General features: G+C 50.8%; 2 protein-coding genes. Both read right to left on the bottom strand.

Annotated features, from left to right (window positions below):
- Positions 1–3 precede the first annotated feature (3 nt).
- On the bottom strand, positions 4–17,355 hold the full coding sequence (locus Q0499_RS11235) for a Calx-beta domain-containing protein (protein WP_299199344.1): 17,352 nt from the start codon (positions 17,353–17,355) through the stop codon (positions 4–6).
- 77 nt (positions 17,356–17,432) lie between these two features.
- The gene (locus Q0499_RS11230; protein WP_299199342.1) at positions 17,433–18,776 is read right to left on the bottom strand and encodes a TolC family protein; all 1,344 of its coding nucleotides are present in this window, start codon (positions 18,774–18,776) and stop codon (positions 17,433–17,435) included.
- Positions 18,777–19,198 lie beyond the last annotated feature (422 nt).

Below are 19,198 nucleotides of genomic sequence, written 5' to 3'. Positions count from 1 at the left end.
ACCCTACAGTGACTCGGTGATAATCGCATCATCGACGGTGGTGGCATCAGCAACAGAGGTCATCTCGGCCACCGCGATCAAACCACTACCATCGTCTCCGGCATTGGTATCAGCATCGTAATACAAGCGTGTCTGCGCACCATTAGACACAAGGAACAAGCCCGCACCCGTATGATCACCATTGGTCATGGCGGCCTCAAGCTCATCAAGATTTCCGGCTGCGCCATTATCAAAGCTGAAGTCAGCATTCATATTGACAACATAGAGATCGGCATCCGGCTGAGATGCCAGCACCCCAAGCGTGGTGCTGACATCGGTTTCAAATGACGCGAGCGCTTTAGTCATCAGGCCCGGAATACCTGCAAAAGTCTGACTATTCAGTACGATAGTATCACCCTCTGCTGCGGCAAAGTCTCTGATAACATCCATGCCATGAGTCGGAGCTTCAAACACAAAGCGATCGGCACCCGCACCACCAATCAGCACATCGGTGCCTTCTCCACCCCATAGACTATCATCACCATCGCCGCCTTCCAGACGGTCACCACCGGCGAAACCGTAAAGTTGATCGCCACCCAGCAGCCCCAGCAAGGTGTCAGCCTGATTGCTGCCTTCGACAACATCATCACCATCACCCGCCACATCATCATCCGTAATCTGTGTCGCAGCACTGCTATTCAACAGCGTCATAGCACTGTCAATTTCAACCGTCAGCAACTCATCCAGTTCAACGGTTTGATCCTGATTGAGCTCTACCGTCACTGATTGAGTACCATCGGCGGTAAACACCAGTGAACCGGTAGGCAATACACCACCACTGAAATCACTTGCCGAGACATCAGCACCGCCAGTCCCGATCAGCCCCCAATCAACCTGAGTGCTGCCGTTTACACCGGTTGCGATAACATCAAACGTGATCTGCGTAATACCGCCAGCACTGCCTTCAACAACTGCTGATTCTCGCGCCACAATTCTAACGCCCTGCTCGTCGGCGAGGATAGTGCTATCCACCGGCGTGCTGTCAATATTAAGATCAGCACCACTGAGCGTCAGTCTGAACGTTTCATCGGCTTCGATCAGATCATCACCCTGCACTGTCACCACAAACTGCTGGCTACTCACACCGGCGGCCATGGTAATAGTGCCATTTAACGCGGTAACCAAGTCATCCTGATCCACATCACCACTGATGGCATAGTTGATCGTTACCGGGTTATCGGTATTACCCGAGCGTAATATCTGATAGGTAAACTGGGTTTGAGTCCCCGCTTCGCCTTCAAACCGTTCCACATCAAGCCCCAGCAGAATCACACCTTCATCATCGGTGATAATAGTGGCAGTCGCCTGACTGGCATTGGTATCCAGAGCAACCCCTTGAGATGGATTTTGCAACTGCACAGCAAAACCTTCATTCACCTCGGTGACCATATCCGACGCAACTTCAACTGATATCGTTTTACTGGTTTCACCAAGACCAAAGGTGATTATATCGCCTGGCAATACCCCACCGATAAAGTCGCTGGCATCGGCCTGATTACCACCATTGCCGACCACAACCCATTCGACTGTATCAACTTTGTCAACCGCTCCACTGCGTGTCACGGTGAACTCATAAATAACCGAACCGCTATCACCTTCCAGCTGACTCGCTGCACCGGCGTTGGCAATCGTCATCAGACTATCGTCATTCTGTATCACGCCCAGAGCGACATCATTAACGAGATTATCGCCATCAATGACCACTCTGAAAGTCTGATCCTGACCGGGCTCATTATCACCGGCCACCACAATAACGATCTCAGCAGACGCTTGATTTTGTGCAAACTCAATGCTGCCCGATGGCATTACTCCACCGACAAAATCATCAGCACCCGCCTGATAGCTGCCATAACCCTCAACTGCCCAGGTAATGGTAGTCGGTGACAAGTCGCCGACACGTTCAACACGGTAAGTGAAGCTGCTGGTTTCACCCAGGTCACCCTCTGCTTTTTCTGCATCCACAGCAAATACAGAGACGCCGGTATCATCGTTTGCAATCTCAGTGCTAGCCTCGCCCTGAAGTATATCCACACCATCGGGTTCAGACAGAACCAGGGTGAATGATTCATCAAACTCACCAATATCATCACCCATCACCACAACACTAATGGTCGCGGTTTGCTGGCCCGGACTGAAGCCAACCACCCCGGAAGGATAGAAGCCACCAAAATCGAGAGCATTCACCGGGTTATCGCCGCTCGGCTGTACCGACCAGACGGCACTGCCCGCGCCACTGACATCACCGCTTCGGGTCGCCGTAAAAGTAAACACGGTTTCAACGCCATCAGCACCTTCATTACGCGATACCTGATCGGCGGCGATAGTTAAAACCGCATCATCGTTCAAGACCGTAGCTTGTGCGGTAACATCAGCAATGGTGGAGCCAAAGCTGGGGCTATCAAGCGATACGGTGAAACTTTCGTCATATTCACCGAGGTTATCCCCATAAACCTCAACCGTGAATGTTTTACTGGTCTCACCATCGGCAAACACCACGGTGCCCGATGTATCCACAAACTCACTTAACTCGAGTGGGTGCTCACCAGTACCGGCAACACTCCAGCCAACACTGGCAGCACCGGTAGTGGTGCCGGTGCGATCAACACGGAAGGTAAATGCCCGGCTTCCGCTATCCCCTTCAGTCTGAGGACCAGAGACAGCAACCACGGTCAGGGTATCATCGTCATCAACAATCGTACCCGTCACGCTGCCGACAGTGATATCGGCTTCATTGCTCGGGTTGGTTAACTCAACATTAAAGGTTTCATTGCCTTCATCCAATCCATCTGCAGCGAGGTCAACGGTAATGGTTTTACTGGTTTCACCCGCCATAAACGTGAGACTGCCGGAAGGTAAAACAGCGCCGGCAAAGTCAGCAGCGGTAGCCGAACCGGCAACCACTTGCCAATCCACCGTGGTTTCTGCGGTCAGATCGCCACTACGGCTGACCGTAAAGGTTGTCGATCCGGCACTGGATTCGTCACCCTCGACAGCACTCGCCACCACGCCACTCAGGACCAGGTCAACATCATCATTTCTAATCAGTCCAGCGGCACTGCCTGCCGCTCCGGCAATCGTGCTACCACTGCCTGCATCGTAGAGCTCGACCGTAAACCCTTCATCAGCCTCAACATTGCGGTCTCCGATAACATTGATGGACAACACCTGGCTGGACTCGCCGTCTGCGAATTCAACCACCCCAGAAGTTGCGTCAAAGTCAGCCGCCGACGTATCCGTATGGATAATGCGCCAGCCAACCGTAGACACACCATCAAAGCTGCCGTCCCGCGTTACCGTGAAGGTTAAGCCTGTGTTAGTGCCAGAACCTTCAATCTGATCAGCATTCAGCGCTGCGATGGACATAACATCATCATCATTGGCGATGGTGACATCCGCGGTTTGCTGAGCAAAGGTATGGTTGAGCCCATCGGTCGGCGGCGTTAGTGAAACCGTAAACCCTTCATCCGCTTCCAGCTGGTTATCGCCACTGATATTGACGATAAATGTCTGGCTGACCTGCCCCTGAACAAAAGTGAGCGTGCCAGAAGGTAAAAAGTTGCCGACAAAATCGCTTGCAGTGGCGGCATCAGCACCACTTCCGGCAACAGACCAATCGAGAGTTGTCGCTGACAGGCTGCCGGTGCGCGAAACCGTGAATACAAATTCACTATTGCTGTCACCTTCCACCGGAATAGTGGTAGCACTAACCGTCCATGCCAGATCATCGCTGACCACGGTGCCGGTGGCGCTGCCATCGACGACCCCGTGACCAATTGAGCTGGTTGAAATTTCAATATTAAAGAGCTCATCCGGTTCAACCAGAAGATCACCCAGCACGCCAATCGTAATGGTTTTAGATTCAGTATCACCGGCGGTAAAGCTCACAGACCCTGAAGGTAAGCCATTATTCACACCCAACGTATCCTGGCCCGCCACAAAATCATCCAGGCTCGCTGAATCCAGCCCCTGCGGCAGAGTTAGGCTCCAGTCCACATCAGCGGCAAGAGCTTTATTCCCTTCACGGCTGATAACAAAGGTGTAATAAGTCAGATCGCCATCCTGCCCTTCTGCTTTATAAGCATCCGTAGCCGTAATATTCACAGCGGTTTCATCATCGGTAATCACCGCATCGGCGGTGTCATTGATAAAGTGAATACCGTCAGGGCCGGTCAGCGTAACACGGAAGCTTTCATTATCTTCAACCAGGTAGTCGCCGGTGACGGGCACTCGAATGGTTTGCTCTGTGTCATTAACATCGAATGTTACGGTGCCGGTAATCGCATCAAAATCACTGACGGCAGCCGGATTATCACCGATACCAGCAACGTTCCATGTCAGTGTCTGACTGGCATCGAGGTTGCCACTGCGGCTTACAACAAAGTCGAAGTAAGTCGTCGTACCCGTATCGCCTTCCACCACCGGATTGGCCGGTGCGGCAATATCAAACACCACATCATCGGTCTGGATCGTCCCTATTGCGGTGTCCTGAGTGATCGTTACCCCCTCACTCGGATCGCTCAGGGTGACAGTAAAGCCTTCATCAAACTCGCCGGCGATATCACCACTAACATAGATCGTTAATGTCGTTGACGCTTCACCCGCCGCGAGACTCAGCGTACCCGACGGCAAAGCACCACCAAAGTCATCACCATCGGCAGCCTGGGCACCATTACCCGTCACGGCATAATTAACCGTTGCCGCGGTCGCTAAATAGCCTGTGCGAGCGACAGTAAAGGTAAAGGCTGTCAGGCTTGAATCACCCTCAGCCTTAACCGCGTCAGCAGCACTGATGGACAGTGTCGAATCATCATTCACTATCGTTGTTGAAGCGGTAGCCGTTGTTATCGTTGCCGTTCCAGCCGTTGTCGAGGCCGCATCGGATAGCGTCAGGGTGAAAGGTTCATCGGCCTCTAACGTCTCATCACCACTCACTTCAATGGTAATCGTCTGATAACGATCGCCGGTAAATGTCAGTGAGCCACTCGGTAGCCCGCCGTTATTACCCAAGTCGTCCACCGTTATAAAATCGGTTTCCGTTAGTGCAGCTGCGCCTGATAAGGACCAGTTCACAGTACCGTATCCGGATACACTGTCCACGGTGAAGGTCAGAGAGCGACTGCCGCTGTTACCTTCCAGCTCGGTCGCAGCATTGGCAACGATACTGAACTCTGCATCATTGTCCAGAATCTGACCAACTGCAGACGCAGTGGTTATGGTATCGCCGCTGGTACCAGCCCCCAGACTGATATCGACCACATAACCCTCAGGGGTTTCGGCGCTGGCGTCATCAAACGCTGTTACCGTAAAGGTCTTGCTCAGCTCACCGGTAGCGAAAGTCACTGATCCGGTGGGGAAACTACCATTAAAATCAGCTGTATCGGTATCTGTCCCAGCACTGACCGACCAGTTAATCGTTTGTGATTGCGCCGTATCATGGCTACGTGTCACGGTAAAGGTTTGTGCCGTACCTTCCACAGCAGCAGCGCCCGCCTGGATCGAGAAACTACTATCATCATTAAGAATGGTGCCCGCAGCCGAACTGTCGATCACCTCATCAACGTTGACAATATCACTCAGCTGAATAGTGAAGCTTTCGGATTGTTCCGGCGTGATATCCCCGGCAACGGTCACCTGAATCTGCTGACTGTTCTCACCCGCCGCAAAGCTGATCGCGCCGGTTGTCGCGCCCACAAAATCACTCGCCGCCGTGGAGACGTTCACCAGGCTCCAGTTCATTGTTGAGCTGCCACTCAAATCACCACTGCGGGTGATGGTAAAGGTGAGTGTCTGATCTGAGTCCGCTTCGGCAATCTGTGCATCAGCAATACTGATACCGGTATCATCCGTCAGGATAGTCAACGCTGCACTGGCAATACTGTGGGCATTAGTAATGTCCGGATTAGGCGCTGTTAACGTATCTTCAAACAACACCACCCGAAACTGTTCGTTATTCTCAGCAATAATGTCGCCTGACACCACAACACTGAACTGGTTAGTCAAAACACCATCGGCAAAGGAAACGGTGCCACTTGGCAGCCCGTTATTCGTGCCTAATGAGTCCGATGTACTGAAGTCGTCAGCATCAGTGCCTGCACCGACCGCTTCAACCCGCCATTTCAGCGTTGCCGCACCATTGTAGCCGGTGCTGGCACGATCAACCGTAAAGGAGAACGTCTGGCTGGAACCGGTATCGGTCTCGACCAGACTCGTACTCGCGGGTGTCAGGGTGTAAGTGGTATCGTCATCGTAGAGCGTGGCAGCAAGATCCAAGGTAGTCGACTTGCCACTGTAACCGTTATTCCATGCGGTTGTGTTGATCGCATAACTCTGGAAACGGACATAGGAGCCTTCTGCATCGCCCGGCGTGGTCAGCCTTAAGGTAAAGTTTTCATTGGTCTCAACCAGTGTATCGTCGGTCAGCAGATCCTCTATCGATACATTATAGGTGTAACCACTACTATAACTGTAGGCTTGAGCGTCAAGTGTAAAGGTGCCACTGGTAGTCACAAAATCGCCGGCGGTTGCACTACCGGTAATAATTTCATAGCCCACCGTGACATCGTTATCCATCCGCCCAGCACGAACCATGGTAAATGAGAGGGGATTGCCCTCATAAGCACTGACATTCAGGTTGGTGTTGTAGCCCCCGGCATCACTGCCGTTGGTATCCCAGCCACCAACCCACAGCCGTACATCATCATTCTTAATGACCACTTGCTGCTGTATGTAATTATTTTCAATGCTGGTATCGATATTGGCAGGACCATAGCCATTTTGATCCGCGGCACCGCCATAAATATCATAGTAAGAGCTTTCTGCCTGATCAGCCTCCATCAGGCGGAAAGTCAGCGTTTCATCATTTTCGACGAAGTCATCGCCATTAAAGGTAATTGTAACGGTCTTCTGGGTTTCTCCGGCAGCAAAATAGACATTGCCGTAGGTAGAGCCGCTGTTGTACTCATAAGCCCTATTGACCGCACCATAGTCTTTAATATCTCCATAGTCGCCCCTGTTAATGTTTGAACCACTGAGATACCAGGCTACCGTGGAGGTATAGTCAAGCGTATCGTCTTGCTGGTCAGTACGGGTAATAGTGAAGGTAACCGTATTCCCGGTATTCTGATCATTGTATACAGGATTGGCAGCCGTACCTTCAAATACAGAGGTGTTGTCGACCGTCAGCGTCAGAATCGGGTCTGGCTCATTGTCATACACCCATGCCGAATCCGTATATCCCTCTGTGGCTGTTTCAAGGTCATGATTGACCTCGCCATCATCAACGTTGTTCGCGTTACCTAGGGTGATGGCAATATTTTCTCGCCAACTTTCCGGCCAGCTGTCGTCTATGGTGTCCATGGTAATGATTTTAGAGGTTTCACCATCAGTAAAGGTCAGCGAGCCCGTCCAGCGATTGTTACCCGCATCAAATGTAGCGGTACCGTTGCCTGGAACAGGGGTATTAACATCCGATGGATCCAGCTTGTACCAGGTCGACTCATCGCTGGTACTTTCATTAGTCGTTTCATTACCCGTGAAGGTGATGAACCAGTCTACCGTATCCGTACCACGGGTATCGCCATCGCGGGTAATCGTAAAGGTGACTGTGCCCCCTTCAATGGTGTCGCTTGCAGCAGCATCAAAACGAGTGTCGTCGTTATTGATATATCCTGTATTCCTATAACGATCACCAACATCATCAAGGCTATACACTGAAGAACCCGCACTTGGATTTTCCAGATAGACACTGAAGCTTTCATCATACTCACCCACATCATCCGCAAGCGTATAAAACTTGATATACGCCCACTCCTGACCGTCGGCAAATGTCACCGTACCCGAAGGAAACGCAGTCGACACACTGGCAGCAGTAACCACACCATTCACATCAAAAGTCAGATCAACGAAATCATCAACTTCGACCGGATCATTATAGTAAGTGCTAACACGCCAATCGACAGTTGCCTCACCCGCGGTTGCCACCTGACGCTGAACCGCAAAAATATGTTCAACATAGGCGTAATCGGTTCCCCCAACATTAACGGTTATCGAACCTGCACCCCCATCGGCAGCAGTATCGCCTTCATTCCGTTGATACAGATCATTGCCTGGAGACAGCGTTTCAACTGTCTCGTCGGCAACTTCCCGATCACTCAGATAGAAAATAGCTTCATCGCGCTCAATGGAGGTAAACAGGTAGTTTTTATCAGCCGTAGTGTTGTTACTAGCGCTGCTTACTTCCTGATTATCGTAATAATAGGTCCAATTTCCGCTATAGTTATTGTTATAGGTTCTAAAGAGCGTTGTATTATCCGTCTCATTCGGATCATCATACTTAACAACAACTTCATCATAACCACTGGTCGCGGCGATATTAACGACAAACCACTGATCATCCTCAACGGTATTATCACCAGGCACTGTCACCGCAAAAGAAGCCGTTTCATCACCACTCGCCATGGTGATATTGCCTCCCGTAGGGAAACTGCCACCAAAGTCGGTTATGTCAGCATCATACTCCCATCGCTGTGATGGCGTATGGTCATAAACGCCGCCATTATTGTAGTGGGTTATGCTTTCCGCATCATTGACGTTCCAGTTGAACGCGGTGGTCTGATTCAGGAAACCCTCTCGGCTGACGGTATAGTTATATACCGTATTTTCTCCGGTCTTACCTTCGGCCTTTTCATAATCATCAACGGTCAACACCAGCTTTGCATCATCGTTGAGAATGGTGCTATTAAACGAACCATTAGCACCTAACGAACTGCCGGAATTGGCATTACTGAGCTGTATACTGAAGGTTTCATCTGTTTCAACACTGCCCACGCCGGTATCACCAGACACGTAGACCGTAATCTCTTTCGAGGTCTCGCCAGCACTGAATGTCAGGGTGCCGCTGGGAGTAATATTGGCATTACTACCATTACTGAAATCATTGATATCAGTGGTGCCATGAGCTACGTTCCAATCGACTGTGGTCACCTGATCGGTATTACCCGTACGGGTGACGGTATAGGTGTATGCCACACCGGTACCATGACCTGCATCACCCTCAGACAAGCTTGCAGTACCCGCGGTGATATTCAACTCAGCATCATCGTTGCGAACAACGCCGGTCGCCACTGCCGTGCCGATAACAGATCCGGTACTTGGATCAGATAGCGTCACCTGTAGGCTTTCATCAGCTTCAAGAACCGAGTCAGCCAATATCTGCACCGTCAGGGTTTTAGTGGTTTCACCAACGGCAAAAGAGACGCTACCACTGGGCAGACCACTATTGTCGCCCAGCGTATCAACTGTACCGTAGAAGTCGCTCGTAGTGACCGCATCATCACCACCACCGACACGCCACTCAACACTGCTTTCCTGATCCAAATAACCATTGCGGGTCAGTGTGAAAGTGTAGTCCACCAGGGTCACCGGGTTATAACTGACATCAGCGCCTGGATCAGTCAAATCCTCTATGCGTAAGGTGTAAATACCTTCGAATCCGCCTCCAGAATAGGAAGCAGCAGACACAAAGTAACTACCTGAGGTATCCGGGGCAAATGTTGTTTCAGCGGTATAACTCGGTGAGCCAGTAAAGGTGTTCGCCACGCCGCCTAGATAATTTCCATCAACATCATATACACCGTTGATACGGGGAGGGAGCAGTGTATTACCGTTACCGCTACCCGAGCCTTCGCTTCTGATTTTATACTCATGTCCGGCAACTAAGTTGACACGATACCAATCAGTATCTGTCCAATCTAAACCACCATCACCAATCTCACCCTGATAGGTACCGTCTGAACCGACAGAGAACCCTGAGGTATTATCCCCAGGCACTTCACCGGTTGTGACCGCAACAGCACTATTGCCCTCAACTTTATCCGCTAATAGATTCGCAATCGACAGCGTGGCATCATCATTGAGAATATCGGTGCTCGCTGCAGCGGTCCCAATAACCGAGTTAGCAGGCTCTCCCGATAACGTCACGGTTAAAGTCTCGTCGGCTTCGGTGACCGTATCCCCTTTAAGGGTAATCTCGATGTCCGCTGTATCCTGTCCATCAGCGAAGCTGACCGTGCCGGTCATCTGCTGAGCGTCAGCAAGATCCGTGGCATCGACTCCGGTGATGGTCCAGGTTAAATCCCGGGCACCTACCAGAGAACCGGTGCGACTGACGGTATACGTCAGGATGCTGTCACCTGAATGTCCTTCGAATGTAGAGTCCGTCTGCGCATTAATACTGAAACTATCATCGTCACTCAGAATCGTCGCGGACTCTGTGACGGTGCTGACCTGCGCACCGGACTGATCCAGGAAGATGCCATTGGTTGGGTTAGAGAACAGCACTGACAGCGTCTCATCATTTTCCAGATTCAGATCGCCTAGAACATTGATGGTTATGGTTTGGCTGTTTTCATTTGCAGCGAATGACACGACGCCACTGGGTAAACCGCCGTTACCCAACGCATCCTGCCCAGCAACAAAATCCCCAGCAGTCAGGCCTGTTGCAGCCTGCACTGCCCACTCAACGGTACCGGCTAAACTGATATCTCCGCTGCGACTGACAATAAACGAGAATGCAGTTGATACGCCGGCATCACCTTCATAGGCATTCGACGGCGCAGACACCTCATAGCTGGCATCATCGTTAGTCACCACCGTGGCGGCAGTCGCACCGGTAATAACCCCTACACTTGGGTTATTCAGTGTCAGAGTGTACGTTTCATCGTCTTCACCAAACAGATCACCCTTAACAAACACCGATACCGTTAATTCACTTACGCCGGGGTCAAACGTCAGCGCACCGGATGGCAGCGCTGTAGTCGTGTCATCGCTATCAACACCCGCACTACCGGTAACTGCGTAGTCAATACTGGCAGTCCCTGACAGATCGCCCGCGCGGGTAATCGTAAAGACAACCTCCTGCGTACTATTATCACCCTCGGCCAGACTGGCGTTAGCGGCAGTCACAGCAAAATTCTGATCATCGTTAACAATGCTACCGACTGCGGTATTAGTCTCAGCCGATATACCCAGCGCCCCACCGGCCTGCAAACGCGCATTACTGATCGATACAATAAACCCTTCAGCAAACTCTGCCAGGGTATCACCGGACACCTCAATACTCAGGGTAACTGTATCGGTATCAGCCGGAATATTTAAGGTGCCCTGCGGGAAGGTTCCGCCAAAGTCATCGGCATCGGCAGGGTTCTGCGAGCTTGCGCCAACCACCCAGTCAACCCAAGCGGCACCAGACAGATCGCCAGCCCGCACCACCTCAAATGTGAACGTCGTGGTGTTGTTATCGCCCTCGGCCTTGACGCTGTCTGCAGCAAAAATAGAGAAGCCCGAATCATCGTTGCTAATAGAACCACTAGCAGACGGTGATGACAGATCGACGTTATCCGCGTCAGAGACACTCAGAACAACGCTGAACGCTTCACTTTGCTCGACATTATCATCAGTGGCCAGATTCACTGTAATCTGTTGTGTAAGTTCGCCATCAGCAAACACGGCGGTACCCGAAGGCAGAGCACTGTTTGACCCGAGCGCATCCTGACCCGCAACAAAATCATTCAGTGCAGCAGAGGATAACCCGCCAGCCACCTGAACAGCCCAATCAACCGATGATGGCCCCAGTAAACTACTGCGTGTAATGGTGAAGGTATACGGTGTACTCGCCGCATCGGCGGTATTACCCTCAACAATCGCGGCGCTATCAGCGCTGATAGTTAGTTGCACATCATCATTAATGATGTCAGTGGTAGCCGTATCAGTGCCCAGCCAGGTGCGATCAAAGACCGCATCACCTGCATGTTTTGTCAGCGCAACAGACAGGGTTTCATCTGTTTCTAGTGTATTATCACCCGCGAGCGTTAAGCTGATCAGCTTGCTGGTTTCATTAGCAGCAAAAGCGAGTGTCCCGTTAAACTGAACGCCTGCAGTAAAGTCGTCTGCAGTCAGTCCGGTAGCCGCCCAGTCAACGCTCACCGCTGACGCCAAATCACCCGAACGGGTTACGCTAAACTGCACAACCTGATTGCTACCCGACGTGCCTTCAACAACCGAAACAGCCAGCGCTTCGATAGACAATTGAATATCATCGGCCAGGATAGTGCCAGAAGCTGAAGCGGTCTCGATATCAGCATTACCACTGGCACCGGATAAGGTGACAGAGAAAGACTCATCTGCCTCGATATCTGAATCCCCGGTTACTGCTAACTCGATAGTTTTACTTGATTCTCCATCGGCAAAGCTAAGCACACCAGAAGGCAACGTTCCACCAAAGTCGGCCGCATCCACATCACCTGACACTGTCCAGTTGACGGTTGTTGTACCTGTGGTTGTACCTGTTCGAGACACGGTAAACACATGAATATTTGAGCCACTATCACCTTCAGCGAGATCCGTTGTGGTAGGCGCAATCACCAAACCGGTATCGTCATTACGAATCTGACCTGCCACTGAGCCGACAACAACATCGGTGCCATCAGCAGGGGAACCCAAAACAACGTCAAAAGCTTCGTCCGCTTCTCTCAGGAAATCGCCCTGCACAGTAACCGTAATCGTCGCACTGGTTTGCCCGGCAATAAAATCAACGACGCCACTCGGTAGTATGCCATCAAGGAAATCATCAGCACTGGCAGCATTAGCCCCTGAGCCAAGCACACTCCAGCTAATACTGGTGGCTTTATCGGTAAACCCACTGCGGCTGATAGTGAACGTAAAGTCAGTCGTGGTGCCGTTCTCACCTTCTGCAAGATCAGCAGAGGCGGCCGATAGCGTCAGTTGATCATCATCATTGCTAATGACAACCGTCGCCTCACTGGCACCCGCGTCAACGGTAGCCCCTGGGGCAGGGTTATTAATCGTGACAACAAAACTCTCATCGTCTTCGACAACCGAGTCAGAGACGATATCGAAACTGATCAATTTACTCAGTTCATCAGGGGCAAAGGTTAGCGTACCTGAAGGGTATGTACCGCCAACAAAGTCAGCCCCGGAAATAGTTGAGCCTGCAGCAGCCGCCAGCGAGTATTCAACGCTATCGATACCAGACAGATCACCGCTGCGCTCAACTGTCAGAGTGACTGTTTTGCTACCACTATCACCTTCGGTAACAGCACTCAAAGGCAGCAGACTAAAGACGGCATCATCATTGAGAATGCTACCACTGACCTCGCCCACCAGGATTTCAGTGCCAATAGCAGGATCTGGATTACTCAGCTGGACACTAAAGCCTTTATCAACCTCAAGATCATTATCTGCTGCCAGGGTAATATTAACCACTTGACTACTGATACCCCGGGCAAAGGTTAATGAACCAGACAGCGCCGCCGCACCATCAGCAAAATCGGCGGCAGATATGCCATCAACCGCATCAGGCACCAGCGTCCAGTCAACAGAGGTCACTGAGTTAAGATCACCAGTGCGCTGTACTGTAAATGAAATTTGCGAAAGACTACCGGGGTTACCCTCCACTTCATCAAGATTGGTAGCTTCCAATGTCAAACCGACATCATCATTTAGCACCACCCCAGCCGCCGTATCATTTAGCAGTACGAAACCCTCTGAACCCGTGGTGAGAACAATACCGTAGCCTTCATTACCTTCAAATGAAGTATCAGCCGATGGGGTAATTGTCAGCGTCTTAAGCGTTTCGCCAGCAGCAAAAGTAATCGTGCCAGATGGCAACGTACCGCCAAAGTCATCTGCATCAACAGGGTTAGCTCCGGTGCCGACGAGGCTCCAGTTCACGGTAATAGCCGACCCCGCATATTCGGTGCGTGTCAGTGTAAAAGTATGATCCTGGGTCGCCGATGAACCCTCTTTCAATATCGTATTAGTCGCCTCAATAGAGACGGCTGCATCATCAGGATCAATAGTATGGCTAGCCGTGGCAGTGGTTATGAGCGTGTTATCATCCTGCGCTGACAGAGTCACAGCGAAGGTTTCAAATCCTTCCAGCTGCGTATCGCCAGATAGCAACACATCGATTAGCTGAGTGGACTCACCCGGTGCAAAAGAAACGCTGCCCGATGGATAAACACCACCATCAAAATCGCTGGCATCGGCGGGGTTTTCACCCACGCCAGTTATCTGATAGCCAACTGTCGATGCCTGAGAGGTGTCGCCGACCCGGGTTACAAGAAACTGTGCTGTTCCCCCTTCGCCGGTGCCTTCCATTGTTGAAGCGGTAACCGCAGCGATGCTGTACTGCATCTCATCGCTTCGTACCTGACCTGAAATTTCACCATAGATAATCTGAGCGTTACCCGGTGCATTAGCCAGAATAATACTAAAGGTTTCATTCGCTTCAGGTATCGCATCACCCTGCACATACAGCGTAACGGTTTGTGTTGTTTCACCCGGTGCAAAATTAACAGTACCACTGGGCCGGCCTGCGTTGCTGTTTAGCAGATCCTGTCCGGTAACAAAATCGGCAGAATCAACACCGCTATCACCGGTTGGAATCAAGCGATAATCTATGCTGGATGCCTCATCAAGCACCGAAGAGCGAACAACCGTAAAGGTGATGGCCGTTTGAGAACCCGAAGCACCCTCGACCACATCGGTTACATCAGCAAAGATGCCAAAACCAATGTCGTCAGTCGCAACGATAGCACTGGCAGAATCAACACCAATAGAGGCATTATTACCCGCATTTTCAAGCACAACGGTGACCGTTTCATCGTATTCCAATGTCCGGTCACCAGAGATCTGCACCGTCACAAACTGCTCTGTTTCACCGGCAGCAAAACTCAGCGAGCCAGAAGGAAGTGTCCCACCGACAAAGTCACTGGCATCGACATCACCTCCCGTCGCACGCCAATCAACGGTTGTCGCTTCAAGAGCCGATGTCCGGGTGACTTTGAAGATAACATCGGTCACCTCGCCCTCTTGCCCTTCATCAACCCGTACCTGAGTCGCAGCAATGGAAATAAGCGCATCGTCATCCTGAACTACCGCGCTGGCACTGCTGGCTGTCGCATCAAGATTAAGGTTATCGCCGGGGCTGCTTAATGTCAGTGTCCAGTTTTCATCGGGCTCAATCACCCGATCCCCATTCACTGTCAGCTCAACCGTCGTACTATTTTCGCCGACAGCAAAGGTCGCTTCACCGCTGGGCAATGTTCCGCCGAAACGCAGAGGATCAAGACCCGATAGGGCCCACTCAACACTGCTGGCGGTTAATGAATTATCACGTGTCAGAGTATAGGTTAGCGTCTGGCTACCGCCCAAATCGCCTTCCAATATACTCACAGGGCTCACGGAAATGCCCACTTCACCATCATCATTAGTGAGCCTCGTGGTAGCCGAGGGAGTCGTAATCTCAAGGTTATCACCCGGATTTGACAAAGTGACCAGCAAGTTCTCGTCGGTTTCGATCGAACGATCACCTGCAACTGAGACTGTAAACGTCAAGCTGTCCTGGCCGTCGGCAAAATTGATCGTGCCATTCATCGGCTGACCGTTAGACAGATCAGTCTGATCCACACCGCTAATCGACCAATCAACACTATTCCCACCCACCGTGGTGCCTCTTAAAACGGTATAAGTCAACAGTGTTGCGTCACCATTAGCCCCCTCAAGAACCTCGGTACGATCAACACTGATCGACACGGATACGTCATCGTTAACGATTGTAGTATCGATCTGAGACCCGTCGCCCAGCGTCAGGTTATCACCGGGGTTGGAGAGGCTCACGCTGAGCAGTTCATCCGCTTCTATCGTTTTATCGCCCAACACTTCGACGGTGAAGGTCTGTTCCGCTACACCGGCGGCAAAGATCAGGCTGCCACTTTGGGCCTGGCCCTGTACCAGATCAGCGGCATCCAAGCCGGTTAATGCCCAGTCAACACTGGAGGCATTGACGGTATTGGTGCGGGTGACGGTATAGGTCAGCAGCTGGCTGGTGCCGATGCTGCCTTCCTCAATGCTGGTTTGATCAACAACAATGCTGACGGTGCCATCATCGTTAGTCACCGCGGTATCCGCTTGCGTTACCGTGCCCAGCGTCAGGTTGTCACCGGGGTTGGAGAGGCTCACGCTGAGCAGTTCATCCGCTTCTATCGTTTTATCGCCCAACACTTCGACGGTGAAGGTCTGTTCCGCTACACCGGCGGCAAAGATCAGGCTGCCACTTTGGGCCTGGCCTGCCACAAGGTCAGCGGCATCCAGGCCGGTCAGCGCCCAATCAACGCTGGAGGCATTTACGGTATTGGTGCGGGTGACCGTATAGGTCAGCAGCTGGCTGGTGCCGGTGCTGCCTTCTTCAATACTGGTTTGATCCACGGCAATACTGACGGTGCCATCATCATCAATAAGTCGTATTGAAGCCTGTGGCCCGATAATGCGCACGCTCGGATCCAGACTTTCGAGCAGTACAATATAATCAGCATCAGATTCAATTAATTTATCCGCATTCACAGAGACTTCAACAACCGCCATTGTTTGCCCAATGACGAAGTCAACAGTGCCAGTAACAGTGACGGCATCCAGCGCCTCTGCCAGACGCCATGTAATCTGAGTATCAGTGACCGGATTGGTTCTGTTAACCTCAAACACCAGGGTTACTAAACCTGACGTTCCCTCTTCATATGATGCAACAGGAGCACTGATCGAATAATCACTGGATAAATTCGTAACTGGAGGAACATCGCCCCCTCCTGCCGAGGAATCACCATAAACAAAACTTTCCGTCGTCAGTGAGGTGTTTTCTGCTCCTTGCTGGCCAGCACCAGTAGAAGAGGGGTTATTCGCATCCAGTGTCAGATAAGAGACTTCAGCAGCTGTCTGGGCTGCCGGCCTGCCAGTTATTTGTTCTGACGTCAGGCCCGTTAATTCAGGAAAGCCCAAATCAGCAGGGGGCTTAAAAAAGACAACATCTGGACTATCAGCAGGAGTATTAGCAGGGTCTGATGGCGGGACAGTGGCTGTATCAGAACCTGTTGCAGAACCTCTATCCGCAGCATTACCTGAGCCCGAACCACCGCCGGTTGCGAGATTTTCGCCCTGAGGTGTAGTCTCTGCAGCAACGGGTATCAGGCCGGTTAATTCTGCTGCAGTATCATCTAAAAACGTATTATTTAAGAACAGCTGAAAATCTTCGATTAATCCGGGGTCTTCAGGTTTTTCAAGCACCTGCTCTAAAAACATCAGAACTGCAAGAATATCTGCCTCATTTGCGCCACTGTCTCGCAGTAAATCAGCAATTTGCTGAGCAGCCTGCTGAATCAACGGCTCTTGCTCTTGACCAGCAGCAATTTGCTCTTTAACACTCTGCACCAGTTCAACAACGGCATCTATATTAATTGCATTCATGACAGATATCTTTCCTAAGGTTGCAATCGGATCATTTTTTTCAGTCGTCTTTCTCTCAGCTCAACCTGCAAACAGGTCTACGAGCCATTTCTGGCAATAACGACGCCGGATTTATCAAACAATCCAATATCAAGACGACCTGTAGCTCGCAGCAACCTGAAGGCAGATATCGTTTCATCAAGATGAGCCTCAGCAGCAGCACTTTCAGCATTGATCAATGCCGTTGCAGCATTAAGAATATCTAATAGAGAACGACGACCATAACCTCGTTCTTTGAGAGCCAGCTTTAGAAATAACTTTGATATTTCAACCTGATTGAGCAGATAACGTGTGCGATCCCGTGACATGCTCAGGCTATTCCAGGCATTACGTGCCTCTTCCAAAGACTGCACCAGAACATAGTTGGCTTTTTCTGATTCACTCAGCGCCTGAGCATTCGCAGCAGTCACCATATGGCTGGCTTTTAAGCCAGAATCAAAGCTCCAGCGGAAATTTAATGAAGCAATGGAGTCATCTCTACGCCCCTCCGTGCCATCCCGATCTTCATAGTGAGCATGGCTCAGCGCAAGATCGACCCGTGGCATATATTCCGATTTACTGGTAGCTTGCAAACTTGCCCGGGCAACCTGGCGCCGTGCCTGTGCAGCCAAAACATCAGGGCTTGCCGCTTTAACTAACTGCTCAGCCTCAGACAACGAGGCCGGTAATAAAGTCGCCGGTACATTAAGAGACTCCAGACTCACCCCAGCAGGAGGCAAAGCCCCATAGACGGCTCTATATCTATTTTCAGCAATATTGAGATCGCTATTCGCAACCACTCTTCGCGCTTCAGCAGCAGCCAGTTGCGCCTTTGCCTGCAGAACATCGGTCGCATACCCTTTACCCGCATCGACTCGCGCATTTTCCTGTTGCGACAGAACTCTTACATTCTCTTCAGACTTTTCAGCATAACCTTTCAACTTGTGAGCTTTCACCAGCTCAAGGTGAGCTTCAACCGCAGCGAAAATCAAATTCTGCCGTTGCAACGTGTTTTCAAGCGTCTCTTTCGCTGAAACCTGCCGAGCCACGGCGACTTTAGCTGAGGTGGCACCGAAATCATAAACCAGCTGATTTAAGCTTAAGCTGACCTCTTTAGGATCATACTCATCGCTTGCCCCGATATCCCTTTTAATGTCCTGATATCCCGTTGAGGCTTTTAGATCTAATCTCGGAAAATAAGCTGAACGCTCAACACCTACCTGAGCTTTAGCAGCCTCGAGATCAGCATCAACCATTTTAGCGAGGTAGTGCTCACTTAAAACAGTGTTAACCCGAGACTGAAAGCTATCTGCCGGAGCTTCTGCATGAACATTAGCCCCACATACTAAAGCCAGGCCCGCAACAAACGTTTTAGTATGCACCGCGAAAGAAACCCTTTTCATAAAAAACTCCAGACTGTTGTGTCTTTGCAGACAGCTTTGTCTTTTATAGTGATGCCTACATAAAGGGAGATTTATGCCCCTACATACAGGCAAAAAATGATGTTATATCAATGACTACGCACTAAAAAACCACTAACCGTTATCGCTACTATAGATGTTCTATTAATCGTATTAACACACCTATTTTCTGAACAAACGCTCTGAAATCATACTTCATTGCAACTATTCCCCGCTCACATTTCCTTACCTTTTAGCCTCCAGGGAAAGCAGCTTACAAAAGACTTCTGACGGCAATATGACTCTAGTTCAGAATACTATACATACAATGAAACAAGGGTAAACACCTACACATAATGGGTATTTATAGTTAACCAATTAGGATAACAAAACCGCTCATAAGCCCAACGTGTCTATAACTATCG

Origin of the sequence: uncultured Amphritea sp. (genome assembly GCF_937127095.1) — a bacterium.
Taxonomy (GTDB): domain Bacteria; phylum Pseudomonadota; class Gammaproteobacteria; order Pseudomonadales; family Balneatricaceae; genus Amphritea.
This window is presented reverse-complemented; position numbering and strand designations above follow the sequence as displayed.

Excerpts from the sequence above, each read along its gene's own strand:
- Q0499_RS11235 (WP_299199344.1), bottom strand. The coding sequence starts at position 17,355 with ATGAATGCAATTAATATAGATGCCGTTGTTGAACTGGTGCAGAGTGTT.
- Q0499_RS11230 (WP_299199342.1), bottom strand. The coding sequence starts at position 18,776 with ATGAAAAGGGTTTCTTTCGCGGTGCATACTAAAACGTTTGTTGCGGGC.